Source organism: Streptomyces sp. NBC_01717, from assembly GCF_036248255.1.
Lineage (GTDB): Bacteria > Actinomycetota > Actinomycetes > Streptomycetales > Streptomycetaceae > Streptomyces.
Map to the genome: position 1 here is coordinate 5,100,136 of NZ_CP109178.1, position 25,092 is coordinate 5,125,227.

The 25,092-nt window shown below is 69.2% G+C and carries 25 protein-coding genes and 1 tRNA gene; 15 read left to right on the forward strand and 11 right to left on the reverse strand.

The window, feature by feature from the left end; all coding sequences use genetic code 11:
- Positions 1 to 23: 23 nt before the first annotated feature.
- The 6 genes from OHB49_RS23105 (at position 24) to ygfZ (ending at position 5,172) form a co-directional block, all read left to right on the forward strand.
- Positions 24 to 926 carry a hypothetical protein gene (locus OHB49_RS23105; RefSeq protein ID WP_329162649.1) on the forward strand — a complete coding sequence of 301 codons (903 nt, stop codon included), beginning with the start codon at positions 24 to 26 and terminating at the stop codon, positions 924 to 926.
- Positions 923 to 1,741, forward strand: a complete 819-nt coding sequence (locus OHB49_RS23110; RefSeq protein ID WP_329162651.1) for a hypothetical protein — start codon at positions 923 to 925, stop codon at positions 1,739 to 1,741. Before OHB49_RS23105 ends, OHB49_RS23110 begins: the two co-directional genes overlap by 4 nt.
- Positions 1,738 to 2,790: a hypothetical protein gene (locus OHB49_RS23115; protein WP_329162653.1), complete on the forward strand. Its 1,053-nt coding sequence runs from the start codon at positions 1,738 to 1,740 to the stop codon at positions 2,788 to 2,790. Before OHB49_RS23110 ends, OHB49_RS23115 begins: the two co-directional genes overlap by 4 nt.
- A gap of 279 nt (positions 2,791 to 3,069) precedes the next feature.
- Complete coding sequence (locus tag OHB49_RS23120; protein WP_030972152.1) at positions 3,070 to 3,642, forward strand: FABP family protein; 573 nt, start codon at positions 3,070 to 3,072, stop codon at positions 3,640 to 3,642.
- Between the two features lie 81 nt (positions 3,643 to 3,723).
- Entirely contained in the window at positions 3,724 to 4,185 is a 462-nt protein-coding gene (locus OHB49_RS23125; RefSeq protein ID WP_030925060.1) for a Fur family transcriptional regulator, read from the forward strand.
- A 21-nt stretch (positions 4,186 to 4,206) separates the two neighbouring features.
- Complete coding sequence (gene ygfZ, locus OHB49_RS23130; RefSeq protein ID WP_030972154.1) at positions 4,207 to 5,172, forward strand: CAF17-like 4Fe-4S cluster assembly/insertion protein YgfZ; 966 nt, start codon at positions 4,207 to 4,209, stop codon at positions 5,170 to 5,172.
- Positions 5,173 to 5,221: 49 nt separating this feature from the next.
- Here the strand turns inward: ygfZ and dtd are convergent, their stop codons facing one another.
- Positions 5,222 to 5,671: a D-aminoacyl-tRNA deacylase gene (dtd, locus tag OHB49_RS23135; protein ID WP_030972156.1), complete on the reverse strand. Its 450-nt coding sequence runs from the start codon at positions 5,669 to 5,671 to the stop codon at positions 5,222 to 5,224.
- Between the two features lie 116 nt (positions 5,672 to 5,787).
- On the opposite strand from dtd, the gene OHB49_RS23140 reads away from it, so the two are divergent.
- The 3 genes from OHB49_RS23140 (at position 5,788) to OHB49_RS23150 (ending at position 8,763) form a co-directional block, all read left to right on the forward strand.
- A complete protein-coding gene (locus OHB49_RS23140) occupies positions 5,788 to 6,408 on the forward strand; it encodes an RsiG family protein (RefSeq protein WP_329162659.1) in 621 nt (206 codons plus the stop codon).
- Positions 6,409 to 6,462: 54 nt separating this feature from the next.
- Entirely contained in the window at positions 6,463 to 7,446 is a 984-nt protein-coding gene (locus tag OHB49_RS23145) for an asparaginase (protein WP_329162660.1), read from the forward strand.
- 63 nt (positions 7,447 to 7,509) lie between these two features.
- A complete protein-coding gene (locus tag OHB49_RS23150) occupies positions 7,510 to 8,763 on the forward strand; it encodes a GNAT family N-acetyltransferase (RefSeq protein WP_329162661.1) in 1,254 nt (417 codons plus the stop codon).
- On the opposite strand, the gene OHB49_RS23155 is transcribed toward OHB49_RS23150, so the two are convergent.
- A complete protein-coding gene (locus OHB49_RS23155) occupies positions 8,764 to 8,931 on the reverse strand; it encodes a hypothetical protein (protein ID WP_176902350.1) in 168 nt (55 codons plus the stop codon).
- 257 nt (positions 8,932 to 9,188) lie between these two features.
- Between OHB49_RS23155 and OHB49_RS23160 the strand changes: the two genes are divergently transcribed.
- From OHB49_RS23160 to OHB49_RS23170, 3 genes are all read left to right on the forward strand, one after another.
- Positions 9,189 to 10,154 (forward strand): GntR family transcriptional regulator, encoded by a 966-nt coding sequence (locus tag OHB49_RS23160; protein ID WP_313938025.1) that lies wholly within the window; start codon positions 9,189 to 9,191, stop codon positions 10,152 to 10,154.
- 59 nt (positions 10,155 to 10,213) lie between these two features.
- Positions 10,214 to 10,963: an HAD family hydrolase gene (locus OHB49_RS23165; protein WP_329162662.1), complete on the forward strand. Its 750-nt coding sequence runs from the start codon at positions 10,214 to 10,216 to the stop codon at positions 10,961 to 10,963.
- 107 nt (positions 10,964 to 11,070) lie between these two features.
- Entirely contained in the window at positions 11,071 to 12,222 is a 1,152-nt protein-coding gene (locus OHB49_RS23170; protein WP_329162663.1) for a phosphotransferase, read from the forward strand.
- Positions 12,223 to 12,330: 108 nt separating this feature from the next.
- Here OHB49_RS23170 and OHB49_RS23175 read toward each other — a convergent pair whose 3' ends face one another.
- Positions 12,331 to 13,317 carry a zinc-binding dehydrogenase gene (locus tag OHB49_RS23175; protein ID WP_329162665.1) on the reverse strand — a complete coding sequence of 329 codons (987 nt, stop codon included), beginning with the start codon at positions 13,315 to 13,317 and terminating at the stop codon, positions 12,331 to 12,333.
- Between the two features lie 99 nt (positions 13,318 to 13,416).
- On the opposite strand from OHB49_RS23175, the gene OHB49_RS23180 reads away from it, so the two are divergent.
- Positions 13,417 to 14,073 (forward strand): TetR family transcriptional regulator, encoded by a 657-nt coding sequence (locus OHB49_RS23180; RefSeq protein ID WP_329162667.1) that lies wholly within the window; start codon positions 13,417 to 13,419, stop codon positions 14,071 to 14,073.
- Between the two features lie 598 nt (positions 14,074 to 14,671).
- Here OHB49_RS23180 and OHB49_RS23185 read toward each other — a convergent pair.
- The 6 genes from OHB49_RS23185 to OHB49_RS23210 form a co-directional block, all read right to left on the reverse strand.
- Positions 14,672 to 14,935 (reverse strand): DUF6233 domain-containing protein, encoded by a 264-nt coding sequence (locus tag OHB49_RS23185; RefSeq protein ID WP_078852728.1) that lies wholly within the window; start codon positions 14,933 to 14,935, stop codon positions 14,672 to 14,674.
- Entirely contained in the window at positions 14,932 to 16,308 is a 1,377-nt protein-coding gene (locus OHB49_RS23190; protein ID WP_329162669.1) for a phosphomannomutase/phosphoglucomutase, read from the reverse strand. The genes OHB49_RS23185 and OHB49_RS23190 overlap by 4 nt, the downstream gene beginning before the upstream one ends.
- A 250-nt stretch (positions 16,309 to 16,558) precedes the next feature.
- Positions 16,559 to 18,580 carry an acyltransferase family protein gene (locus OHB49_RS23195; RefSeq protein WP_329162671.1) on the reverse strand — a complete coding sequence of 674 codons (2,022 nt, stop codon included), beginning with the start codon at positions 18,578 to 18,580 and terminating at the stop codon, positions 16,559 to 16,561.
- A gap of 51 nt (positions 18,581 to 18,631) precedes the next feature.
- Entirely contained in the window at positions 18,632 to 19,729 is a 1,098-nt protein-coding gene (locus OHB49_RS23200) for a nucleotidyltransferase family protein (protein WP_329162673.1), read from the reverse strand.
- A 15-nt stretch (positions 19,730 to 19,744) separates the two neighbouring features.
- Positions 19,745 to 20,977 carry a glycoside hydrolase family 113 gene (locus OHB49_RS23205; RefSeq protein WP_329162675.1) on the reverse strand — a complete coding sequence of 411 codons (1,233 nt, stop codon included), beginning with the start codon at positions 20,975 to 20,977 and terminating at the stop codon, positions 19,745 to 19,747.
- 20 nt (positions 20,978 to 20,997) lie between these two features.
- Positions 20,998 to 22,449, reverse strand: coding sequence for a glycosyltransferase family 2 protein (locus OHB49_RS23210; protein WP_234432852.1), 1,452 nt, complete (start codon positions 22,447 to 22,449; stop codon positions 20,998 to 21,000).
- A gap of 253 nt (positions 22,450 to 22,702) precedes the next feature.
- On the opposite strand from OHB49_RS23210, the gene OHB49_RS23215 reads away from it, so the two are divergent.
- A complete protein-coding gene (locus tag OHB49_RS23215) occupies positions 22,703 to 23,326 on the forward strand; it encodes a tyrosine-type recombinase/integrase (protein ID WP_329162677.1) in 624 nt (207 codons plus the stop codon).
- Between the two features lie 16 nt (positions 23,327 to 23,342).
- Here the strand turns inward: OHB49_RS23215 and OHB49_RS23220 are convergent.
- A tRNA-Pro gene (locus tag OHB49_RS23220) sits at positions 23,343 to 23,416 on the reverse strand.
- Positions 23,417 to 23,526: 110 nt separating this feature from the next.
- On the reverse strand, positions 23,527 to 24,465 hold the full coding sequence (locus OHB49_RS23225; protein WP_030972184.1) for a metallophosphoesterase: 939 nt from the start codon (positions 24,463 to 24,465) through the stop codon (positions 23,527 to 23,529).
- A gap of 79 nt (positions 24,466 to 24,544) precedes the next feature.
- Between OHB49_RS23225 and OHB49_RS23230 the strand changes: the two genes are divergently transcribed.
- The gene (locus tag OHB49_RS23230; RefSeq protein WP_030972185.1) at positions 24,545 to 25,009 is read left to right on the forward strand and encodes a GatB/YqeY domain-containing protein; all 465 of its coding nucleotides are present in this window, start codon (positions 24,545 to 24,547) and stop codon (positions 25,007 to 25,009) included.
- Positions 25,010 to 25,092 lie beyond the last annotated feature (83 nt).

Sequence of the window (25,092 nt, forward strand, 5' to 3'; positions counted from 1 at the left end):
TCAGGTCTCGTGGGGGGACCCTCTTGGAACCGAAAGACACCATTCCTGACGGGCCGGCCGAGCCGACCGTGCAGGTCGAGGCGCAGGTTCAGGCCGCGGAGCCGCCCGCGCCGATGGTCGCGCCCGTGACCGAGCCGGTCGCCGGGCCCGCGGCCGCTCCGGAGGCCGAGCCCGATGCGCCGGCGACGCCGGTCAAGCCGCGGCCGCGTGGCCGTACCGCACTGCTGATCGCCGCCGCCGCGGTGCTCGGGATCGCGGGTGGCACCGCCGTCGGTTACGGCGTGCAGGCCGACCGCGCCCCGACCCCGCTGCCCGCCCTGTCGCAGCCGAACCTCGCCTACCCGGCGAAGGCGCTGCCCGCGGACAAGGTTCCGGACCCGCTGCCCGTGCCGCAGGACCGGCAGCGGAAGACGGAGGGCGATCTGCGCGAGCTGCTCGTCAGCAAGCCCTCAGGGGCGCGCCGCCCTGTCTTCCCGCTGCAGGAGAACGGGTGGAGGTCTCTTGACGAGTACGCGACGGAGTTCAAGAGCGAGGACTACATGTTCGAAACGCTCGCGGAGGCCGACGTCCGCCGGATCGCGGCCGTCAACTGGTCGCAGGGGCAGTACCGCGATGTGAGCATCCGCCTCGTGCAGTTCCGCTCCGGCGCAGAGCTCGGGGCGTCCGACCATGCGAACGGCCAGCTGGGTTACATGCCCTACGCCAAGGACGGCGCAGGCAACGAGGGCGATCCGATCAAGGGCAGCGGCAACGGCCGCTACTTCCTGTACAAGGCCGTGAACAAGCCGGGCTACCTGCCTGTCCACCAGGCGCGGGCTATCGCCCAGCGCGGCGACGTCATGCTCGACATCCACATCTTCGACACCGTGCCGATCAGCAAGAAGGACATCCGGACCCTGGCCGAGCGACAGCTGGAGCGGCTGTGAACGACGACATGACACCCGACACCGCCCCGCCCGCCGAGCCGGCCCTGCCGGCCGAGTCGACCCCGCGCGCCCCGAAGGGCCGAGCCCGGCGCGTGGTGCTCGCCGTGCTCCCCGCCGTCCTGGTCCTCGGCGCCGTCGGCGGTGCGGCCGCCTACACCAAGGTGACCGTGGACAGCGCCGACCGCACCGTCACCACCAAGGTCTGGGGCGAGGGTGCGCACAAGCCCGCCAAGGACCCCGCCGGGGACGTGGGCCGGGGCAGGGCCGATACCGAGCTCAGCAAGCTGCTGCTGCCGGTCCCGGAGAACTACCGGCTCGGCCCGGACATGGGTGAGTACGGAAACGACGACGAGATCAGTGGCAAGAAGGCCACGGCCCAGATGAAGGAGAGCGGCCGGGGGATCGCGGGCAGGCAGCGCCGCGAACGGGACCAGCGCATCGACCGGCTCCATCTTCAGGGCATCGCGCAGCGCTCGTACACCTCGGACGACAACGATCTGACGGTCGAGATCCAGATTGTGAAGATGAAGGACAAGAGGGCCGTTTATGACCTGTACGGCTTCCAGACGGGCCTGATGGACACCTACGTCGGCCTCCGCAAGGGGCCGAAGATCGACGGCCACAAGAAGGCCAGGTGCGTCCGGGATCCCGAGCGGACCAAGGTGAAGCTCGACGGCCTGTCCTGCGTCGCGTACGACGGGGAGCTGTTCGTCACCGTCGAGGCGTACGGCACCAAGCCGTTCAGCGCGTCCGCTGTCGCCGATCTCGTGAAGGACCAGCTCGACCACATCGAGTCCCCGGGGGAGTACGTATGACCGAGCAGACGGCGGCCCCGATCGCCGCGACCGAGGAGCCCACCGCTCCGGAGCAGGAGCTGCCGCCGACGGGAGCGGAGCCCGCAGCGGCTGCCGAACCCGTCCCGGCCACGGAGCCTGTAACGGCCACGGAGCCCATAGCGGCCACGGAGCCCGCCCCGGCCACGGTTGTCCCGGCCACGGAGCCCGCCCCGGCCACGGTTGTCCCGGCCACGGAGCCCGCAGCGGTCACCGAGCCCCTGGTTGCCCCCGATCAGGCACCCGCGGTGGCGGAGCCCGTCCCGGCTTCGAAGTCGTCCCGCCGCGTCCTGCGGGCCGTCGCCCGCTGGACCGCCGCCGTGCTGGTGCTCGGCGGTCTCGGCACCGGTACGGCCCTCGGCATCACCTCGATGGAGCGCACCGACGTACCGGGCCTGGCCACCGAGGGCGACGGGCGCTGGGACTACCCGGAGCTCAGCCTGCCCGCGCTGCCGGCCGGTTCGCCGCGCCCGTTCAACGAGGCCAATGTCGCCGAGATCCACCACGCCGACCTGCGGAAGCTGCTGATCCCCGCCCCGGCCGGAGCAACCGCGGACAAGAAGCTGACGGGCGACTGGGTGAGCACCGCGCAGTTCGTCGGCGAGTTCCGCAAGGACAAGCGCGGCGAGCTCACGCAGCTGCTCGACGACTCGGCCCTGCGCCACATCGCGGCGCGCGGCTGGACCATGCCGGACGGCACGAGGTCCAGGGTCTATCTGCTGCAGTTCAACTCGACGGCGTACGCCCAAGGGCTCCGGGACGACACCTATGTGAGCAGCACCCCGGGCATACCGCTCGACTGGCCGACGGATCTGCAGTTGGACGAGAGCTGGAACGCCGGCGGCAAGGTGCCGGAGACCGTGGTCTACGCGTTCGGCGAGACGAAGACCGGGAAGGGGCGGATCCACGAGGCCTACATCCAGGCCGGTGACACGCTCGCCCTGGTCATCCACTCGCAGCAGGGCAAGAAGATCGCCGAGCAGATCCCGTTCCGCCAGACGCTGATCCTGCAGAACCAGCTGCTGGGCTGATCCGCACGCCGGGGAGCCCGCTTCCTCGGCAAGCCCCGAACCATCGCGCCGGGCCCCTACCCATTAGGCTGGGGCCCGGCCCTGTACTGCCGCCATACCGCTCGTTATCGCTCGTCCGAGGAGCTCCCGTGCTTGAGGCATTCTTCTCCACCCTGCTGGTCCTGGTCTGCGTCGGTGTTCTCGCCTTCGCCGGCCTGACCGTGAAGAAGCTGTACCAGGGCCAGCGCTGACCCGCGTCCGCACCGCTCACCACCCCCTCACAGATCGTCTGAGCCGCTCATGATCGAGATCCCGTCCGACCTCCACCCGGACCTCGTCCCGCTTGCCTTCCTGCTCGGCAACTGGACGGGCGCGGGCGTGTCCGACTTCCCCGGCGCCGAGAAGTGCAACTTCGGCCAGGAAGTCTCCTTCAGCCACGACGGCCGGGACTTCCTGGAATACGTCTCGCACTCCTGGGTGCTCGACGCCGAGGGCAACAAGGTCAAGCCGCTGGAGACCGAGTCCGGCTACTGGCGCATCGACAAGGACCGCAAGGTCGAGGTCGTCATGGTCCGCGACCAGGGCGTCATCGAGATCTGGTACGGCGAGCTCGCCCACCAGAAGCCGCAGATCGACCTGGTCACCGACGCGGTGGCCCGGACCGCGGCCTCCGGCCCGTACAACGGCGGCAAGCGCCTCTACGGCTATGTGAACAGCGACCTGATGTGGGTCGGCGAGAAGGCCACCCCCGAGGTGGAGCTGCGCCCGTACATGTCGGCACACCTGAAGAAGGTCGTCACCCCCGAAGAGGTCGAGGAGATGGCCAAGGGGCTCGGCGACCTGCCGGACGACGGCATCGCGTTCTTCAAGTAGGCCCACCACCCGCACGCAGCCGGACGGCCGAGTGGTCGTGCGGCCTGCGGGCGGGCGCTCGTCCGGTCCTACACTGGGCCTGTGGTGAGCACCGACTGGAAGAGCGACCTTCGGCAGCGCGGCTACCGGCTGACGCCGCAGCGGCAGCTTGTCCTCGAAGCGGTCGACAGACTGGAACACGCGACGCCGGACGACATCCTCTGCGAGGTGCGCAGGACGGCGTCCGGCGTGAACATCTCCACGGTCTACCGGACTCTGGAGCTCCTGGAGGAGCTGGGGCTGGTCAGCCACGCCCACCTGGGGCACGGGGCACCGACGTACCACCTGGCCGACCGCCATCACCACATCCATCTGGTCTGCCGGGACTGCACGAACGTCATCGAGGCCGATGTCGACGTCGTCGCCGAGTTCACCACGAAGCTGCGGGACACGTTCGGGTTCGAGACCGATATGAAGCACTTCGCGATCTTCGGCCGCTGTGCCGACTGCACGACGAAGGCGGCGGCGGCCGGACCGGCCCCCGCTCCTGGTTCCGAGCAGTAAATCGAGTCGTACGCTGGTCGCATGAAGAGCCCTCTGCTGTCCCTGCCCGGCGCCGTTCCCGCCGAAGGCCGCGACGAAGGTGTCGCCGCGCACTACGGCGACCTGTTCCGCGAGCAGCGCGCCCTCGCCGACGGCACCGGCCTCGTCGACCTCTCGCACCGCGGCGTCGTCACCGTCACCGGAAGCGACCGGCTGGCCTGGCTGCACCTGCTGCTCACCCAGCACGTCAGCGAACTCGCCCCCGGCCAGGCCACCGAGGCGCTGATTCTCACCGCGAACGGGCACATCGAGCACGCCCTCTACCTCGTCGACGACGGCGAGACGGTGTGGGCGCACGTCGAACCGGACACCCAGGGTGAACTGGTCGCCTATCTGGAGTCGATGAAGTTCTTCTACCAGGTCGAAGTCGCCGACCGTACCGAGGACTTCGCCGTCGTGCACCTGCCGGCCGGCTCCATCGAAGAGGTGCCGGAAGGTGTCGTCGTGCGGGAGGCGCCGCACGGCCGCGATCTGTTCCTGCCCCGCGCCGACCTGGAGCAGTACGCCGCCGAGCACGGCCCGGTGGCCGGCATCCTGGCGTACGAGGCGCTGCGCGTCGAGGCGCACCGCCCCCGGCTCGGCTTCGAGACCGACCACCGCACCATCCCGCACGAGCTGGGCTGGATCGGCACCGCCGTCCACCTCCAGAAGGGCTGCTACCGCGGTCAGGAGACCGTGGCCCGGGTGCAGAACCTGGGGAAGCCGCCGCGTCGGCTGGTCTTCCTGCACCTGGACGGCAGCGATGTGCTGCTGCCCGGGCACGGGACGCCGGTACGGCTCGCCGCGGACGGCGCGGACGGCCGCCAGCTCGGCTTCATCACCACGTCCGCCCGCCACCACGAGCTGGGCCCGATCGCACTGGCGTTGGTCAAGCGGAACGTGGCGGTGGACGCGGAACTGCTCGCCGGGGACACGGCTGCGGCCCAGGAGACGGTCGTCGAGCCGTAGATCCTCCGCGGTCCTCGGAGCGCGCGTCCGGCTCCCCGCCGGACTCCGCTCAGACCTCGACGAGGACGGTGAACGGGCCATGGTTCGTGAGCGAGACCCGCATGTCCGCTCCGAACCGGCCCGTCTCCACATGCGCCCCCAGCGCCCGCAGCTGCGCCACCACCTCGTCGACCAGCGGTTCGGCGATCTCGCCGGGTGCCGCGGCGTTCCAGGTGGGCCTGCGGCCCTTCCGGGCGTCCCCGTAGAGAGTGAACTGCGAAATCACCAGAAGCGGTGCATTCACGTCGGAGCAGGACTTCTCGCCCTCCAGAATGCGGACCGACCAGAGCTTGCGGGCGAGCTGCGCCGCCTTCTCCACGGTGTCCCCATGGGTGACTCCGACCAGCACACACAGTCCCTCGCCGACGATTTCGCCCACCACCGCGGGCCCGCTTCCGTCGCCCGCGCCGTCGGCCACCGTGACGCTCGCGCCGTACACCCTCTGTATCACTGCACGCATACAGACCAACCTATCTTGGGCTGAACGGGTACAGAGCACCTGCGTAGTCACCGTACGGAATGGCACGATGCACGGAGGCGGTGTGCCGACGCACCGGTCGAGGGGATGGACAAAGCATGAGTACATATGGAGCCGGGCACCCAGCCGGTGCCGTACCGGTCACGCGTGCCACAACCAGTACCGATACCACCGCCGGCGCCATGCGGCCACCCGTGCAGCGGACCGGTCCAGGCATCGGCGAGCGACTGCCGGGGCAGTCGCCGCCCGAGCTGGGCGCCCTGCGGCTGCCGGAGCTGCGCAACCTGCGCCGTGACTCGCAGCGCGACGAGGCCGACCTCAGTTACGTGCGCCGCCTGGTCCAGGGCCGCATCGACATCCTTCGGGCCGAGCTGGCCCGCCGTCGGGATCCCGAGACGCCGGTCGTGGACCGGCTCTCCGAGATCCTCGCCGACACCCCGTCCCGGCACCGTTCCTCCGCCCGGCACGTCACGCTCACCACGCCGCGCAGCGACGAGTTCCGCCGGCTGGCGGCCGAAACGCTCGCCGAGGTCGAACTCTCCGACCTCGACGCCCGCACCGACGAAGAGCTGTACACCGCGATGGGGCGGCTCGTCCGCTACGAGCAGCAGGTCTCCCGCCGCCGTCACCAGCTGCAACGTACCGCTGACGATTGCAGCGCCGAGATCGCCCGCAGGTACCGTGATGGGGAAGCACAAGTAGACGACCTGCTCGCCTGAAGCGATCCTTCCGGGCGGGGCGGGTCACTCGCCCCGCCCGGAAGGCCGCCCCCCATGACCTCCACACCTCACATATCCCCGGCGTCCCCCGCCGGCCCTGCCCTTCCCGTTCTGGCCGAGGTCGTACGGTCCGGCTTCGTGGAGGGCCACCACCGGGGCTCCCTGGTCATGCTGGCAGCGGACGGCAGTGTGGAGCGGACCCTCGGAGACCCGGACGCGCCGGTCTTCCCCCGCTCCTCCAACAAGCCGATGCAGGCCGCCGCCGTGCTGCGGGCCGGCCTCGACCTCTCCGGGGAACGGCTGGCGCTGGCCGCCGCGAGCCACTCGGGCGAGGTGTTCCACCTCGACCTCGTACGCAAGATGCTCGCCGACCACGGACTGACGCCGGAGGATCTGCAGACCCCGCCCGATCTGCCGCTGGACCCGACCGAGGCGGAGACGTATCTCGCCGCAGGCCAGGTCCGTGAGCGGATCACCATGAACTGCTCCGGCAAGCACGCCGCCATGCTCGCGGTGTGCGCCCTCAACGGCTGGGACCGGGCGACCTATCTGGACCCGGCGCACCCGCTCCAGCAGCTGGTCCACCAGGTGGTCGAGGAGGCGGCGGGCGAACGTGTCGCGGCGGTCGGTACGGACGGCTGCGGGGCGCCGCTGATGGCGATCAGCCTGGTGGGTCTGGCGCGGGCGTTCCGCTCGTTCGTGCGGGCGGAGGAGGGCACCGCCGAGCGCCGGGTGGCGGACGCGATGCGTGCCCACCCCGAGTACGTCGCGGGCACCCGGCGCCCCGACACCTGGCTGATGCGCGAGGTGCCGGGCACGCTCTCCAAGATGGGCGCCGAGGCGGTCCAGGCGGTGGCGCTGCCGGACGGCCGGGCGCTGGCATTCAAGATCACCGACGGCGGGGGCCGGGCGCTCGGCCCGGTGCTCGCCAGGGCGCTGGAGCTGCTCGGCGTCGACGCCCCGGTGGTGGGCCGGATCGGACGGGCGCCGCTGCTGGGCGGCAGCGCGGAGGTGGGCGAGATCCGGGCGGCATTCTGACCGGATCCGTGGCGGCGGAAAACCGGGCGACATTCCACGGACCACATGCCTAGCGTGGGGCACATGAGCCTTGAGGTCCGTCCCGTCACCGCATCGGAGTTCCCCGACTGGCTGCGCGCCTTGAACACCGGCTTTCTGCGCCCGCCGACGGTGACGGAGGGGGAGGTCGCGAGCCGCCTCCCGCACATGGACCTGTCCCGGACCCAAGGGGTGTTCGACGCCGGCCGGTGTGTGGCGACGTTCCGCTCGTTCGCGCAGGAGCTGACGGTGGTCGGAGGCGCCACGGTGCCGTCCGACGCGGTCACCAACGTCACGGTGTCGCCCACGCACCGCCGGCGCGGGCTGCTCACCCGGATGATGGCCACGGACCTGGCGGCCGCCAAGGACCGCGGTGACGTGGTCGCCACGCTGATCGCCGCCGAGTACCCGATCTACGGGCGGTACGGGTTCGGCCCGGCCGCCTGGACCACCGAGTGGGAGATCGACGTCCCCCGGGCGGGTCTGGACCCGCGCTGGTCGGGCCCGTCCGCTGCGGACGGCGGCGGTCGGATCGACCTGGTGGACGGCGCGGAGGTACGCAAGCTCGGCCCGGCCCTGCACGACCGGCTGCGCGCCCGGCAACACGGCGTGGTCAGCCGTGGCGACCGCTGGTGGCAGCTGAACACCGGCGAGGACGTGCCCGTGCCGGGATCGTGGACGGAACCGTTCCACGCGGTGTACCGCAACGCGGACGGTGCGGTCGACGGTCTGCTCGTCTACCGCGCCGACGACAAGTGGGGCGATGCGAAGCAGCCGCTGAACCGGGCGTCCGTCCTCGGTCTGATCGCCGAGACCCCGGCGGCGGAACGGGCGCTGTGGCATTACGTCTGCTCGATCGACTGGATCACCACGGTCCGCTCGGGCCACCGCGCCCCCGACGACCTGCTCCCCCTTCTCCTCCCGGACCCGCGCGCGGCCCGCGTCGTGACGCAGGCGGACTGGATGTGGGTGCGGGTGCTGGACGTCGTACGAGCCCTGGAGGCCCGCACCTACGCGGTCCCGGCCTCCCTGACCCTGGACATCCACGACCCGGAGGGTCTCGCCGGCGGCCGGTTCCGCCTGGACGCATCCCCGGACGGCGCCTCGTGCGCAGCGACGACGCGTAGCGCGGATCTGTCCCTGGACGTACGGGAGCTGGGGACGCTCTGTCTCGGCGACGAATCGACGCTGCGGCTGGCTGCGCTGGGCCGGGTCGAGGAGCTCACGCCGGGTGCAGCGGCGGTGGCGGACAGGGTGTTCCGGGCGGGACGGCGGGCCTGGTGCCCGGATGTGTTCTGATCAGGAATCGGTCGGGACGAGGAGCAGCGCGAGGATGAGGGCTCCTGCCCCCGCACAGTTGGAGCTGCCGGTCTTGAGGCCCAGGGTCAGCAGGGTGAAGCCCACCGTGCCCATGAGGCCGTACTTCCACTGAACGAACTGCTCGAGTCCCAGCGTGATGAATGGCATGGCGGTCACTCCTCCGTCGGTGAAGGGGCGTCTGCGCATGCACACCTTTGTGCCGCTCGGACGCGATACCTGTGACTCCCGGCAACCACTCAACTCCCCTATGAATTTGACTGGTTGGCCTGTTGGTATGGTTCCCTGCGGAGTGGAGTTCGCAAACTTGTCTGGTTGTGTAGGTAAGTTGATGGCACTGCGATGACGATTCAGTTGGTTGCGAGCTCCATCTCTTGTTGTGCACCTGGTAGTTGTATGGTTGAGAGGTGACGAGCCATGGACCTGTGCCAGGTGGCAACAGTGCGCATCAGTACAAGCGGATCGCCGATGAGCTGCTGAAAGGGATCAACAGCGAGGTGTGGCGGCCCGGCGACCGGCTGCCCACGCATGAGCAGCTTGCAGACCGTTTCGACGTCTCGCGTGCGACGGTCAAAGAAGCGCTGAAGCTGCTCAGCAGCAAGGGGCTGATCGTCACCCGGCAGGGCAGCGGGACGTTCGTCAGCCAAGGGCCGAAGTCCGATGTCGTCCCGCAACGCAACAGCCCCTCCGTCGAGAACCGGGACGACGGCGGGGACGACGACGGCGACGACGTGTGGGCGGTCGTCTCGGAGCGCGTCCCTCCGGTGCTGCTGAAGCCCTACCTGGAAGAGGCGTTCGAGGCCACGCAGGTGAAGCTCGATGTCTTCTCGATGACCACGGAGTCGCTGGCGGCCCGGGTGTCGGACCAGAAGAACCGCATCATGACCGGGGAGATCAGGCCGCCCCGAAGCATCACGGCCCGGCTGATGCTCCCCGACTGCGACTTCCCTCATCTCGCCATCCCCCGCCCGGTGGACGGGACGGACGATCCGCGGGTGCGGCGGCGGCTGAAGGGGATCCTGCAGAGCCACGCGACCATGCTCCGGGAGGCCCTGTTCGAACTCCGCTACCAGGGGTTCGTGCCCGAAGTCGATGTCGAGGTGCGGTTGGTGCCGTTCGCACCGCAGATGAAGCTGTACATTCTGAACCGCCGACTGGCGCTGCAGGGCTTCTACGTGACCGAAGAGGGCACCATCCCGCTCCCTCCGGACCGCGAGGAAGTCGCGATCTACGACGCCTACGGTACGGGGGCCACCCTCTTTCCGTATCGCGCCTCGGCCGACTCCACACCCGACCAAGTCGGCATCGTGCGCACGTTTCAGGCATTTTTTGACTCGAACTGGGACAAACTAGCCACAAGGGCGGATTTCTGATCGTGCCGCACGCCACGACCACCCCTACGTCTCCCCGGAACAAGACGGTCCCGCCGGCCGTGTCCGTCGAGAGAGCGACGGACCTGCTGTCCCGCGCCACCTGCGTCGTGCTCGACTTCGACGGACCCGTCGCCCGGCTCTTCGCCGGTGGCCATGAAGGCAAGGAGAGCGTGGCCGGCCGCATTGCCGAAGAGCTGCTGGACATCGCCGCATCGCACCGTCTGGAAGTGGACGAGGTGCACGGATGCACCGACCCCCACGCGATCTTCAGCTGCTACGCGGAGCGCGCCGCCCACCGCGGCGAGTCCGGGGCGTGGGGCTCTGCCGCCGCGGAGATGCAGGGCGTCCTCACCGCCTGGGAGATCAAGTCGGCCGAGCATGCAGAGCCGACACCGGGTGCCGCGGAGTTCATGAAGGCATGGGCCGGAGTGGGCGGGCGGCTGGCGGTGGCGTCCAACAATCACCCGGACGCCATCAAGCGCTACCTCGAGCGTGAGTCGCTGTCGAAGTACTTCGCACCATCCTCGGTGATCGGCAGGAACGAGCGGGACGCTGCGCTCATGAAGCCGAATCCATGGGCTCTGAACGAGGTCATGCGGGACTCGGCAGCCGAGGTCGCGGCGCACTTGATGATCGGCGACTCGGCCACCGACTGGCAGACCGCGAACGCGGTCGGGATGCCCTTCGTCGGCTTCCACCGCAAGCCCGAGAAGCGAATGGCGCTGTCGCGGGGCGGAGTGGTTCCCGTCCTCGACTCGATGCAGGTGCTCGCCGATGCGGCGAACGGGCTGCAGGCACAAGTGCGGTAGCACACCAGGAAGTTGTACCTTCCTTGTATGGATCGCGACGAGTTGGCCGCGCCGGGCTGCGGGGCCCACGGCAGGCGCACCGCAGCCGCGACGGGCCGGGCCCTCCCATGACGGCGCTCCCGGTTTCCGTCGCCGCGCAGCCGTCGGACCGGGCAGCCGCGGGGCAGGTGCCCCCGGCGCGGGCGTCCGAGGCCCGGATGCGTGCTGCCGCGCTCGTCTCGGACGAGAGCCTGCTGGTGGGCCCATTGAAGGGTTACCACCACGAGACGTATGCCTTTCCGCTTCCGGCGGGCGGCGGTTCGACCGCGCAGACCTGGTGGAAGTGCCGGGATCCGCGGGCGGGGCTGTTCTGGTTCGATCTGCGCTGGTTCCCTTCGGAGAAGGAACTCGTCCGGGCCCTTCAGGGGTGCATCACCCGTATCCCCGCGGTCGTCGAGCGCGAGACCGTCTCCCTCTACACATTCATCGAGGGGCGGACGCTCGGCGAGATCTGCCCTCCCGGGCGACCGCTGTCCGCGCGCCATGTGCGTCAACTAGGGCTGCTGTTCCGCGAACTGGTCTCGGTCGACCCCGACCGGATCAGCCGGGCGGACGGCCCGGGGCAGGGTCGGCGGCCCGAAGGCCCAGGCGACGACTCCACCGCCTTTCTGATGCGCCTGATCCAGTTCACCGAGCACCAGGTCTACCGTCGGCACGCACCGCGCTACGGCTCTCTCTTCCGGGAACTCGGCCTCCGCGACGACGGACTGGACCGGCTGCGGCGGGTGGGCGGTGGGCTGACGCCACGCCCGTTCGCCCTCATCCACGGTGATCTGCACCGGGAGAACTTCATCGTCGACCCGGATGGCGATCTGTGGACCATCGACTGGGAGCTGGCGATGGTCGGCGACCCGTTGTACGACCTGGCGACACACCTTCATCTGATGCGCTACCCGGCGGTGGAGCAGGGGCGGATCGCAGCGATCTGGCGGGACGCGGTCGAGTGCGCCCGGCCCGGCAGCTCGGACGGATGGGAGCGAGACCTACCGGTGCTTCTCGCTTACAAGCGGGCGCAGTCCGTCTACACGGATGTGATCCGCACCGCGCTGGCCCTGGGCCCGGGACCGGAGCCGCAGTGGCGGCTGCTGTCGCAGGCGGCCCGACGGATACGGAAGGTGCTGGCGGCGGCCGCGGAGCCACTGGGGCTGCCCCGCATGCCGACGGTCCAGGAAGTCGGTGGTGCGTATGTCCACTGGTTCGCCGCGAACCGGCCGGCGTAAACCTACTGCGTAGGGCGCCGGTCCGAGGGCAGGCGGGGAGAGGCAGTACGGAGTGGGCGGGGGAGTCCGGGCGCCGCTCTCCTGCGTTCCGGTTCCCGCCCCGGCCGGTCACTCCTCCCGCGCGCTCAGCAGCACCTTGCCCAGCAGGCTGCGTTCCTCGATCGCCGTATGCGCTTCGGCCGCCTGCTCCAGCGGGTAGACACGGCCGATCACCGGACGCAGCCGTCCGGCCGCTGCCTCACCCAGTGCGTGTCCGGCCAGGCGTACGTACTCCGCGTCGGTCAGTTGTACGTCCCCGATGCCGCGCAGCGTGACGCCGCGCCGCGCCGCCTCCTGCGGGTCGATCGGGGCGAAGCCGCCTGTCGATGCTCCGTGGGCGGAGAAGCGACCGCCGTCGGCGGTCAGGGTGAAGGCGGCGGCTCCGATTGCGCCGCCGACCCCGTCGAGGACCACATCGGCCGGGCCGCCCGCCGCTTCCAGGGCCGCATGCGCCTGTTCCACCCACCCCGCCTCCGCTCCGTCGATCACGTCGTCGGCGCCCAACTCCTTTACCAGCGCCGTCTTCCGGTCGCCGCGGGCCACCGCGACGACATGGGCGCCTGCAGCGTGCGTCAGCTGCACGAGGAGGGTTCCCATACCGCCGGAGGCGCCGAGGATCAGCACGCGTTCGCCGGGTCCGGGGGCGGTCGCCTGCATCAGCGCGGTGGCCGTCACCCCGTCGTGCACGAGGGCGGCTGCCTCGCGCAGCCCCAGTCCGTCCGGTACCGGCACCAGGTGGTCGGCGGTGGTCGCCGCCTGCTCGGCGTAGCCGCCGGTGAAACCGACGGAGGCGATGACCCGGCGGCCTGCCCATCCCGCGTCGACGCCCTCCCCGACCGCGCGCACCGTCCCGGCGATCCCGCCTCCCGGAACGTACGGGGGCCGGACCGGAAAGTAGTCACTGAACGCACCCGACCGGATCTGGGTCTCCACGTAGATCGTGTCAACGTGGCTCACGTCGATCACCACCTCGCCGGGCCCCGGCACCGGGTCGGGCATCTCGGCCGGAACCAGTGCCTCCGGGCCGCCCAGCTCCCTGACCAGCGCCACACGCATGCGGATCACACCTCTCCGTCACCGGGTGGCCGGCGTGTCCGGCGCCCGTGCGGCCACTCTCGGACGTCAAGTCCGGTTGAGGTCAAGGGCGTACCCTTCATGGTCATGAGCGGAGAGAAGACCGGAACCGGGCCGGCTGCGCAGGCGCCGATCAGTCTGCGTGAGCGGAAGAAGCAGCTGACGTACCAGGCGGTCTCCGATGCCGCGATCGCCATGTTCCTGGAACGGGGCTTCGACAAGGTGTCGGTGGCGGAGGTGGCGGCCGCTGCCGACATCTCCAAGCCGACGCTGTTCCGGTACTTCCCGGCGAAGGAGGACCTGGCGCTGCACCGGTTCGCCGACCACGAGGACGAGGCGGCCCGGGTGGTCGCGGCCCGTGGCCAGGACGAGTCACCGCTGGACGCCCTCCGCCGCCACTTCCTGGAGGGTCTGGAGCGCCGCGACCCGGTGACCGGGCTCTGCGATCACCCGCAGGTGCTGGCGTTCCACCGGATGCTGTACGGGACACCGTCGTTGGTGGCCCGCATGTACGGATACCAGGGCCGCTCGGAGGCGGCGCTCGCCCGCGCGTTGGGCGACGCCGTACCGGACCGGCTGGCGGCGGGCCAGATCATCGCCGTACAGCGGATCCTGGCGTTGGAGAACTGGCGGCGCATCGACGCGGGGGAGAGCGCGGACGAGGTGTACGACGACGCGGTGCGGGCGGCCGAACTGGGCTTCGTACAACTGAGGTCGGGGCTGGAGAGGGAACGGTAGGACAGCCGGCCGCGCGAGTCCGCCAGGCCGTTCGCCGGCCGCGCTGTCAGCCGATGCGCTGGAGGTCGTCCCGTACGGGGTGGCAGTTATGACCTGGGCATTATGCCCAGCCCTTGTGCGAGTCCCTGATCCGCTGCCCCGCGCTGAAGTGCCCCGTTTTCCCCCGAGCCGCCTCTGCGCCGCAGGACGACCAAGCACACCCCGACCGTGGCCGCGAACACAGCCGCTGTGGAAACAATGAAGATCATGAGTCCCCCGCTTGTCCGGCGGAACCGTTGTGCGGTCCCTTGTCGATCCATCACTGTCAGTATCGGCGCGATCGCGGAGTTTGTGAATACAGCTGCGATGACCGGGGCACGCGTCCTGGTGCAGAGCGGCACCTGTCGCTGTCGCCGCCTTCGGAGGGTGAGCGGAGTACGTGAGCTGGTGCACGGCGCTCCCGTACTCAATCTTCGATGAGATTGCTCAAGCTCCAGTGAGACGGGACAGCAACCGCGGACGCATCCGGCCGACCCAGGTGCACGGGTCCCGGTCCGGCGTGAGGATCGGTGTACCGGTGGTCGCTCAGATCCCTTCGACTGGACCGCAGCCGGACCACCTACCCGAGCACGCCAAGTTCAGCGTCGGGTCGGCAGTGGATGCAGGCCTGGATCCCGTCGGCGAGGGCGGCGAGTGCTTGCTCGCGGGTGATGGCGCGTTGGCGCTTTCCAGCGGCGTAGCACCCGCCGACGTGAACCTCGATGGGACGGGCGCCTATGCCGATGCTGAGCTCAACGATCCAGTCCGGTGTGGGCGGCCGCCGCTCCTCGGCCTGCTGCCGCTGGCCCGGTGCGGCGCCGTGCCACCGGGGACTGCGCGTCAGCTGCCGCGGACCAGGTCCAGGATCTCGTCGCGGATCGCGATCATGGTGAGTTCGTCGCGGGCCTCGACGTTGAGGCGGAGGAGGGGTTCGGTGTTGGAGGGGCGGAGATTGAACCACCAGTCGGGGGTGGCGATCGTCAGGCCGTCGAGTTCGTCGACGGTGGCGTCCTCGCGGTCGGCGAAGACCCGGCGGACCGCCGCCGTGCGGGCCGTCTGGTCGTCGACGGTGGAGTTGATCTCGCCGGACCCCCGGTAGCGGTCGTAGCCGGCGACGAGGGCCGACAGGGTGCCGTCCTGGGTGCCGAGGGCGGCGAGGACGTGGAGGGCGGCGAGCATGCCCGTGTCGGCGTTCCAGAAGTCGCGGAAGTAGTAGTGGGCGGAGTGCTCCCCGCCGAAGATCGCGCCCGTGCGGGCCATCTCCTCCTTGATGAAGGAGTGGCCGACGCGGGTACGGACCGGGGTGCCGCCGTGCTCGCGTACGACCTCCGGGACCGACCACGACGTGATCAGGTTGTGGATGACCGTGCCGCCGGGGTGCTTCTCCAGTTCCCGCGCGGCGACCAGTGCCGTGATCGCCGACGGCGAGATCCCCTCGCCGCGCTCGTCGACGACGAAGCAGCGGTCGGCGTCGCCGTCGAAGGCGAGGCCGATGTCCGCGCCCTCGGCGCGCACGCGGGCCCGGAGGTCGACGATGTTCTTCGGGTCCAGAGGGTTGGCCTCGTGGTTCGGGAAGGTGCCGTCGAGCTCGAAGTACATCGGTACGAGCTCGATCGGCAACGACGCGAAGACCGTCGGGACCGTGTGGCCGCCCATGCCGTTGCCCGCGTCCACGACGACCTTGAGCGGACGGATCGACGCGACGTCGACGAGGGAGCGCAGGTGGGCCGCGTAGTCCGTGAGCGTGTCGCGCTCGGTGACCCGGCCGGGGGCCGCGACCGGGGCCGGCGCCCCGTCCGCGAGCCATCCCTCGACGAGCCCGCGGATCTCCCCCAGTCCCGAGTCCTGGCCCACGGGCGCAGCCCCGGCCCGGCACATCTTGATGCCGTTGTACTGCGCGGGATTGTGCGAGGCCGTGAACATCGCGCCCGGCAGCCCCAGCTCCCCCGAGGCGAAGTACAGCTGGTCCGTGGAGCAGAGCCCGATCAGGGTCACGTCCGCGCCCTGGCCCGCGGCGCCGCGCGCGAAGGCGGCCGAGAGGCCGGGCGACGACGGGCGCATGTCGTGGCCGACGACGATCGAGTCCGCTGCTGTCACCTTCACGAAGGCGGCGCCGAGCAGCTCCGCCAGTGGCTCGTCCCACTGATCGGGCACCACCCCGCGGATGTCGTACGCCTTGATGATCTGCGACAGATCAGCAGCAACAGATGCAGCCACGGCCCAACCCTCCTGAAGTCTCTGCGGTCGCCTCAAACTACCCGCCGAGACCACGCAAGGTGCCATCGGGTACGGCCCTGCGCAGGCCCGCACAACCGCCGGCCTCGGCCGCGCGTTCGAGGAGTTCGCCTACTCGGCCGACGACCAGTTCGCGGAGAAACAGCGGCAGGCTCGGCGGGTCCGGGGTACGGCGAGCTGAAGACGAAAGGGGGCTCCGCGGTGATCACCGCGGAGCCCCCCTTTCCTCGGCTCAGTCAGCCAGGACCTGCTCCAGGGCCGGCTTGAGGAAGGGCTTCAGGGTCTTCGAGTACGACGATGTGATGTGGCTGTTGTCGAAGTAGACAACCTGGTCGCCGATGACCGCCGGGCACACGTCCGCGGCGCAGAACGCGGGCGTCGTGTCGATGATGTCCGCGCCGTACTTCTCGGCCACTTCCCGCTCCATGGCGCGGAACTCCGTGTACTCCAGCGCCTGCCACTGCTTGCGGTTGCAGGGGGTGATGTTGTCGATGTGCGTGGCGAGACAGTCGGGGATGTTCTGACCGGGCTCCGGGGTGTCCGTCATGTAGACGAGCTTGGCGCCGGTCTCCTTGAACACCTTGAACGAGGCCTCGGCGCCGGCCCGGTTCGCCTCACGGCGCGCTCGGTCGGCGATGACAAGGACGTCCGGGTGGATCTTCTTGAGCTCCGCGAAGGCCGACTGGCGCCAGCTGTCGCACTCGGTGTACTCGCGGTTCACCTGGGGGTTGACGATGCGATAGATCTGAGGCGAGCATCCGCCCTTCGACAGGGTCACCACCCGTACGCCGAGTTCCTTGCCGATCTCGTGGTAGACGTCGTTCCACTGCCAGGCGTGGGAGTCCCCCATGAGGACAAGGGTCTTCGAGCCCTTCGGGTCGCCGGCGACACAGCCGTCGCGCATCACGAACTTCGTGACGTCGAAGTTGTCGATGCAGCCGTGCTTGGCGGAGTTCTTGGGCGCGCTCTGCAGAGCGCCCTGCACGGCCGCGGAGAGCTGCGTGCGGTGCACGGCGTCCTCGACCGACGCCTCGCTGGTGAATCCGACCGCGACCGTGCTCGACGACGACGTCGCCAGGTGCAGCGGGACGATCGTGGCCAGGACCATCGCCCCTGCCGTGCCCGCGGTGGTGAATCCGCCGGTGAAGACGCCCTTCCACGGGCGGGCCACCAGCGACACGTTCTTCTTGAACTTGCGCTCGACGGCGTAGTGCAGGGCGACGGCGACCACGAACGAGAGGACGACGACGCGCATCCGCTCCTCGAACGTGAAATCCCGGTCGGTGATGGACGGCCAGAGCACCAGGAGCGGCCAGTGGGTCAGATACCAGCCGTAGCTGACGTTTCCGACGAAGTCGAGGACGGGATTGTCGAGCAGCCGCTCCGCGCCGAACCGGGGATTGGCGCAGCCACCAGCGATGACCATGACGGCGCCGATGACCGGGCCGGCCACCGCGTAGCCGGGCAGTGGCGTCTCGGCGGAGATGAGCATCGCGGTGACGAGCGCGGTGCCGAGCCCCAGCCACGAGACGACCGCGGCCAGGCCGGTGTTCATGCGGGAGACGAGCGGAGCGGCGAGGGCGAGCAGAACGCCGCAGGTGATCTCCCAGATCCGGGTGTGGGTGCTGAAGTACGCGAGCGGCTGGTTCACGGGGGTCTTCGACCAGCCCAGATAGAACGATCCGGCGATCGCGGCCATCAGGAACAGCGCGACCAGGGCACGGTTGCGGAAGATCTTTCGGCTGACCCAGACGATCACGACGAGGACGATCGGGGCGGCGACGTAGAACTGTTCCTCGATGCCCAGCGACCAGAAGTGCTGATACGGGGACTGCGACCCGTCGTTGGCGAAGTAGTCGGTGCCGTTCTCGACCAGGCGCCAGTTCAGGAAGCTGAGAGAGGCGCTGAGACCGTCCTCGATATAGGCACGGAACCTGAGCGGGCTGCCGTACATCCATGCCAGGACCGCGGTGCCGACGATGACGAGAGCCATGGGCGGCGCGAGCCGTCGGAAGCGGCGCGCCCAGAACTTGGTCAGGGACACCTTGCCGGTCTTGTCGATCTCGGCAAAGAGCTGGCCGCCGATGAGGAAGCCGCTCAGGACGAAGCTCACGTCCACGCCACCGTGGATGTCGAGTATGCCGCAGTGCATGCTGACCACCATCATGATGGCTACGGCACGCAGGCCCTGAATGTCGGGCCGGTACTTGCGAAGACGCTCTGTCTCCACGGCCGATGTGCGATGGCGGGGCATGTTTCTCCAGTGACTGACTGTCCGGTCGAGCCGTGCGGCAGGTAGGTGACTTCAGTGGGCCGTCAGGCATGCGGCAGCCGTACCGCTGACGCGTACCCCTTGGGCAGGAATGCGGATGCCGCACGACAGCCGTAGCTGGGCGGGTAGTTCGTTCTCCGCGCCGATCTGCGCATGGCAGCCCACCACGGCCTCACGGAGGAAGGATTCGCCGCCGATCGAGGAGTCGTGGTCCACCACGGACTCGTGGATCCGGGCGCCCTCGGCCACGGTGACGCTCCCGCCGAGGATGGAGCGATCGACGACCACGCGCGGGCCGATGACGGTGTGTGGACCGATCGTCGAGCCTCCCGTGATGCGGGCGGTCGGGTCGACGGTGGCTGTGGGATGGATCAGGGCCTCGGTCGACCGCTCCACGAGGGGCGAGGCCACCTTGCCGGTGACCAGGTCGGCGGACCCATGGACGAATGCCAGCGGTGTGCCGAGGTCACGCCAGTAGTCCTGCGTGGTGTGGCCGAACACGCGCCGCCCCTGGGCGACGAGCTCCGGGAAGGTCTCCTGCTCGACGGAGACTTCGCGGTCGGCCGGGATGGCGTCAAGGACGGACCGGCGGAAGACGTAGCAGCCGGCGTTGATCTGGTCGGTGACGCACTCCTCCGGGGTCTTCGGCTTCTCCAGGAAGGACAGCACCCTTCCGCCATCGTCGGTGGGTACGAGGCCGAAGGCACGAGGGTCGGCAACGCGGGTGAGATGCAGTGTCACGTCCGCTTCCCGCGCCGCGTGCTGCTCCAGGACGTCACGCAGGTCGAGGCCGGACAGGATGTCGCCGTTGAGGATCAGGACAGGTGCGTCCGCCGAACCGCGCAGCATGCGGCCGGCGTTGCGGATCGCACCTCCCGTGCCGAGCGGGATGCTCTCGACCGCGTAGGAGATCTCCAGGTCCTGGGAGAAGTCCTTGAACTCCTCCTCGAAGAGGCTGGCGAGATATGAGGTGGCGAACACCACGTGCTCGACCCCCGCGTCCATCAGCTTGGCAATCTGGTGCCGGATGAAGGACGATCCCGCGACATTGAGCAGCGGTTTCGGGGTGTGGTTGGTCAGCGGGCGCAAGCGAGTCCCCTTGCCGCCCACCAGGATGATGGCTTCTTGCATGATTGCCTCGCTCGGTCAGCTAGCGGTGTCGGTGCCAGGGCCTGCGTAGTCAGAGGTGAAGCAGGATTTGATGGCCTTCTCGGTGAGAGGGCGACCGGCGAAGTCCAGGCGGGACGCGGTCTTGTCGTCCGGTGGCGTGTTCGGATCGTCGTCGAACCACATGGACCACCAGTAGACGCCCTGCATCTGGCGTTCCCGGACGACCTGGCAGACGGCGGTGTACCAGTTGGCCTGCACCTGGGGGTTGAGGGCGCGCTTGGTGTAGAAGTCGCCCGGTGCGTGGTAGGCGCGGTCCATGGCGCCGATGCCGGCCTCGGCGACGGTGATGTTGGGCAGCTTTCCGGGTGACTTCTTGTCCAGCCACTCGTTCCAGCCCTGCACCAGCCGCTCGACGGGCGCGGTGTCCGGCACCTTGACAGGGAAGTAGGCGTCGATACCGAGGTGGTTGACCGGCATGTTGATGCGACCGGAGACGTAGTTGTCCCAGTTTGCGTCGTAGGCGACCTCGCCGGAGAAGGTCTTCTCGGCGGAGTCGACCAGGCTGTCCCAGCCTGCGTCGCCCTCCATGGAGTTGAGCTCGGTGCCGATCACGAAGGTGGCGGCCTTCTCTTTTTTGGCCACTTCGAGGTATGGCGTGAGGAACTGCTTGTACGACGCGAACCAGGCCGAGCGCGAGGCCGGTTCGATGTTGCCGCGCCAGCCGTCCGGTGGGTTCAGGGACGCCTCGTCCATGATCGGGCGCAGCGTGGTGCGGAAACCGGCGTCCTTGAACACCTTCAGCACCCGCTGGAGGCGTTCCGGGGACGGCGTCTTGGCACCGTCCGAGACCTCGTTGGAGGTGATGCCCTCGGTGAAGAAGGGGAAGGAGATGGACACCGAGTTCGCGCCCAGGCCGACGAGGTACTCGGCGTGCTTGCGGGCCTGGTCCTCGATGAACGTGCCGGAACGTTTCTTCTTCTCCTCCTCCCAGTAGAGCTGTACGCCCCACTGCGCCATGCCGGGCTTCCAGGGCTTGGCGACCTTGAGGGCGCCGGCGGAGGAGGGGGGAGCGGAGGATGGCGCGGACGTCGCTCCGGTGGCGTCGTCGGCAGGGGTGCGGGAGTCCTCGGAGTCGCCCCTGACGATTCTGGGCAGGGCCGAACCCGACTCCCAGCGCACCGGGTGGTTGCCGAGCGCGAAGGGGGTGCCCAGCACGATGGTGAGGACGGACACCGGGAAAATGGCAAGCAGGGGCAGTCTCGAGCGCATGTCAGTTGTCTTCCGGGCGGTCAGACGGGCTTGGCGATCACGACGAACTTGTTCTCCTCGCGCCGGACGAACCTCAGGAAGCCCTTGAAGCCGCCGAGTCCTTCGAGGACGGAGAAGACGGGGATGAGTGCGACCACCACGATCGGCTCCCACCACTTGCGCCGGCCGCCGACCGACGCGAGCGCGTTCAGCCGCAGCCCCTCCCAGTAGGTCCAGACGACGTAGGCGAAGTTGAGGGCCCACAGGATGACCACGGACTGGGTCACGGGCGAGGTGTTCATGTCGTTGATGAGCCAGCCCAGGAGCAGCACGGCGGCGATGTGCTGGAGCGGGCCGAGGATCCAGGTGGCCACGCAGATGGAGAGGAACCAGCGGTAGCGCAAGGGCACGGCCCGGTTGAAGCAGAGCGCCACCAGTCCCCAGGCCCACCGCTCGCGCTGCTTGACGAAGTCCTGCGAGCTGGCGGGGGAGGCGCCGTAGCAGCGGCCGTTGAACCAGTCGCTGCGGCCCGGGTAGCGGCGGCAGAAGGTCAGGGCGAGGCGGGCGTCCTCGACGATCTCCTTGGGACCGAAGTCCCAGCCGATGGTGGCCTCGATGGACGCGCGCAGCACCAAGAGCTCGCCGTGCACACCGGCGGCCGGGGTGCCCATGCCGGTCAGGGCCCGGAAGCGGGCGATGTCGTCGGCGGGGCGTACCGCGTCGGCGAGCCAGGTGAAGAGATTGGCCGCGTTCTCGCGGGGGTAGGTCAGGATGCCCTGGGCCATGTGCTTGGCCTCGTCGGGGTGGGCGCGGCGCTGCCGGTTGATGAACTGGGCGAGCGAGGAAGCGGTGTCGGGGCCGACGCCGGTGTCGTCGTCCATGTGCAGCACCCACACATAGTCGAGGGCCTCGCCCTCCTCGATGCGCAGCTCGTGAGCGTAGTGGTTGGCGCGGGCCTTGAAACGGGTGCCGTTGGCCGGGACGTAGTCCTTGGGGACGGTGATCACCCGGATCAGCGGGTGGGAGTCGGCGAGCCTGTCGATGTCCGCCGCCGCCTCGCAGCCCTCCTCGGTGAGGATGTCGACCCGCATGTACGGGAACCACTCCGGCAGGTGCTCGACGTAGGAGAGGACCGATCGCTCCAGGGCCGGGTAGGTGTCGTGCCGTCCGATCGTGGGGCAGAGGATGATCAGGAAGTCCTGCTCGGCCGGCACGGGAGGGGCCATCCGGTCGCTCTTGCGGACCCGGCGGCGGATCAGCAGGGCACCCTGGATACCGACCATCACGCCGACCACCGGCAGGGACCACACGACGGTCAGGGCCCAGCTCAGCGTCGACGAACTGGGCCGGTAGGTCCACAGGCCGAAGGCGACCAGGAGGAAGAAGGGCAGCAGGAACGGCAGGATGCCCGGCTTCCAGGTCGAGGTGCGCTTGGCCAGCTTCTGATTGTGCCGCGAATGCGGCATGCCCCCGTCTACCAGTGTCGATGCCATGACGACTGCGAAACTCCCGTGAATCGGGGATGCGTTGAGGCAGCGACAGAGATCGACCGCGGCACGACGGAGCGCGCCACGGCACTTTCACTCTGGGTTGGATGCCCCCAACGCCTTCCCTGGCGTTCTCGGCCACTCGCCCTTCAGAACCCCCCCGAGCTCTCGAACTACCGGCCGAACAGGAGCACAACACTCGCATGTTTGCCAGATACATGGAACTGGCGTGAAGAAGATGTGTTTAAGGTTCAAGTAGATGTGTCTAAAAGTTCACACCCGAAATCTTGCGCCGTTATGGAGCGGGAAGAGTAATACGTCTGTTTCACGTCGTTCGTGGGTCCCGCCACACGTCGCGGTATGGCGATCTGCTCGACGGCACGGGGAGAGCCGGCGGACGATTGCCCTGCCGAAGCAGGTGGTGGAAGTCCTCGAAGAGCACCTGCGCTGGCAGAAGCAGGAGCGGGCATCCCATGGGATCGAGCGGAGCCCCGCGGGTCGCGTCTTCACCACCAGAAGTGGCGAGCCCCTCGACGCCGCCAACGTGCGCCGTGACTTCCGGGCCATCGTGGTGAAGGCGGGCCTTGAGTCAGAGTGGACGCCCCGGGAGCTTCGGCATAGCAGCGTGTCGCTGTTCTCCGGCCATGGCATTCCGCTGGAACGGATCGCGCTGCTGGTGGGACACAGCAGCCGGGCGACCGCAGAGGCCGTCTGTCGCAAACAGCTCCGCCCCGTGATCACGCAGGGGCTGAGGCGATGGACGAGATCTTCGAGTTCGGGGGGACGCGCTCCAACAGCAAGGCTTGATCAAAAGCCTTTGGCCCCCGGTTTGGCCCCCAGGCATGACAAAGGGCACGTACGAAATTTCGTACGTGCCCTTTGACCTGGTGTTTCAGCTGTCGGGGTGGCGGGATTTGAACCCACGACCTCTTCGTCCCGAACGAAGCGCGCTGCCAAGCTGCGCTACACCCCGATCGCCGCCGGTGTCCTGGCGACATCGATTACTTTAGCCCACCCACGCCCGGAGACGAAATCCGGTTTCTGCCCCGGCACGCGCCACGTCCCGGGAGGCGGTGTGGGCCGTCAGTCGCGGGGTGTCAGCGTCAGCAGGGTCGCCTCGGGCGGGCAGGCGAAGCGGACCGGGGTGTAGCGGTTGGTGCCGCAGCCTGCCGAGACGTGGAGGTAGGCGCGCCGGTCGCCGACCATGTGGCCGGAGAGGCCCTTGACCCGGTCCGTGTCCAGGTCGCAGTTGGTGACCAGGGCCCCGTAGAAGGGGATGCAGAGCTGGCCGCCGTGCGTGTGGCCCGCCAGGATCAGGGGGTAGCCGTCGGCGGTGAAGGCGTCGAGGGAGCGCAGGTACGGGGCGTGCACCACGCCGATCGAGAGGTCGGCGCCCGTCTCCGGGCCGCCCGCGACCTCCGCGTACCTGTCCCGCTTGATGTGCGGGTCGTCGAGGCCGGTGAAGGCGATCTCCAGGCCGTCGACCTTGAGGCGGCCCCGGGTGTTGCTCAGCCCCAGCCAGCCGGCCTCGTCGAACGCGTCGCGCATCGGCTCCCACGGGTTGTGCACGACGCCGACCGCCGGGGCATTCCCGTTGAGACCGTGCTTTCCCTGGGTCTTCTCGAGGAGGTAGAGGGCCGGGTTGCGGAGCTTGGGGCCGTAGTAGTCGTTGGAGCCGAAGACGTACACGCCCGGGAACTCCATCAGCGGGCCGAGTGCGTCCAGCAGCTCCGGTACGGCCTTCGGGTCGGACAGGTTGTCGCCGGTGTTCACGACGAAGTCGGGGCGCAGGCCGGCCAGCGAGTGCAGCCAGCCGCGCTTCTTGCGCTGGCCGCTCACCATGTGGATGTCGGAGACCTGCAGTACGCGCAACGGACGTGCCCCGCGCGGGAGTACGGGGATCGTGACGCGGCGGAGCCGGAACGATCGGGCCTCGAAACCTGCCGCGTAGACGAGACCGGCGGCGCCGACCGCTGCGCCGACTGCCGTGACTTTCAGGGGTACTCCGTAGCGTGCGCGCATGCGCCCATCGTCGCAGACACCGTGCGGTCCGCGGAAAACCGGCGGGCGTTCCGCACCCCGCACCTGCCACAATCAGCACATGACCACGCTCAAGTCCAAGCTCAAGGAAGACCTCACGACGGCCATGAAGGCGCGTGACGAGCTGACCTCGTCGACGCTCCGGCTGACCCTCACCGCGATCACGAAGGAGGAGGTCAGCGGCAAGACGGCGCGCGAGCTCTCCGACGACGAGGTGCAGAAGGTGATCGCCAAGGAGGCGAAGAAGCGCCGCGAGGCGGCCGAGGCCTTCGCCCAGGGCGGCCGGACGGAGCAGGCCGAGCGCGAGCGGGCGGAGGGCGAGCTGCTCGATGCCTACCTGCCGAAGCAGCTGAGCGACGACGAGCTGGGTGCGATCGTGGCGGCGGCCGTCGACGAGGCGAAGGCCGCCGGCGCCGAGGGGCCGCGAGCCATGGGCGCCGTCATGAAGATTGTGAACCCGAAGGTCGCGGGGCTTGCCGACGGCGGCCGGGTGGCGGCCACGGTGAAGAAGCTCCTAGCGGGCTGAGGCACCTGCGCGAAGGCGGGGTGGACCGGATGTTCCGGTCCACCCCGCCTTCTGTCTTCTGCGTGGACGGGTGCTGCGTCCAG

Coding starts and splice junctions, on each gene's coding strand:
- OHB49_RS23115 (WP_329162653.1), top strand. CDS start 1,738: ATGACCGAGCAGACGGCGGCCCCGATCGCCGCGACCGAGGAGCCCACC.
- OHB49_RS23120 (WP_030972152.1), top strand. CDS start 3,070: ATGATCGAGATCCCGTCCGACCTCCACCCGGACCTCGTCCCGCTTGCC.
- ygfZ (WP_030972154.1), top strand. CDS start 4,207: ATGAAGAGCCCTCTGCTGTCCCTGCCCGGCGCCGTTCCCGCCGAAGGC.
- dtd (WP_030972156.1), bottom strand. CDS start 5,671: ATGCGTGCAGTGATACAGAGGGTGTACGGCGCGAGCGTCACGGTGGCC.
- OHB49_RS23140 (WP_329162659.1), top strand. CDS start 5,788: ATGAGTACATATGGAGCCGGGCACCCAGCCGGTGCCGTACCGGTCACG.
- OHB49_RS23145 (WP_329162660.1), top strand. CDS start 6,463: ATGACCTCCACACCTCACATATCCCCGGCGTCCCCCGCCGGCCCTGCC.
- OHB49_RS23150 (WP_329162661.1), top strand. CDS start 7,510: ATGAGCCTTGAGGTCCGTCCCGTCACCGCATCGGAGTTCCCCGACTGG.
- OHB49_RS23155 (WP_176902350.1), bottom strand. CDS start 8,931: ATGCCATTCATCACGCTGGGACTCGAGCAGTTCGTTCAGTGGAAGTAC.
- OHB49_RS23170 (WP_329162663.1), top strand. CDS start 11,071: ATGACGGCGCTCCCGGTTTCCGTCGCCGCGCAGCCGTCGGACCGGGCA.
- OHB49_RS23175 (WP_329162665.1), bottom strand. CDS start 13,317: ATGCGTGTGGCGCTGGTCAGGGAGCTGGGCGGCCCGGAGGCACTGGTT.
- OHB49_RS23180 (WP_329162667.1), top strand. CDS start 13,417: ATGGTCATGAGCGGAGAGAAGACCGGAACCGGGCCGGCTGCGCAGGCG.
- OHB49_RS23195 (WP_329162671.1), bottom strand. CDS start 18,580: ATGCCCCGCCATCGCACATCGGCCGTGGAGACAGAGCGTCTTCGCAAG.
- OHB49_RS23200 (WP_329162673.1), bottom strand. CDS start 19,729: ATGCAAGAAGCCATCATCCTGGTGGGCGGCAAGGGGACTCGCTTGCGC.
- OHB49_RS23205 (WP_329162675.1), bottom strand. CDS start 20,977: ATGCGCTCGAGACTGCCCCTGCTTGCCATTTTCCCGGTGTCCGTCCTC.
- OHB49_RS23210 (WP_234432852.1), bottom strand. CDS start 22,449: ATGGCATCGACACTGGTAGACGGGGGCATGCCGCATTCGCGGCACAAT.
- OHB49_RS23215 (WP_329162677.1), top strand. CDS start 22,703: ATGTGTCTAAAAGTTCACACCCGAAATCTTGCGCCGTTATGGAGCGGG.
- OHB49_RS23225 (WP_030972184.1), bottom strand. CDS start 24,465: ATGCGCGCACGCTACGGAGTACCCCTGAAAGTCACGGCAGTCGGCGCA.
- OHB49_RS23230 (WP_030972185.1), top strand. CDS start 24,545: ATGACCACGCTCAAGTCCAAGCTCAAGGAAGACCTCACGACGGCCATG.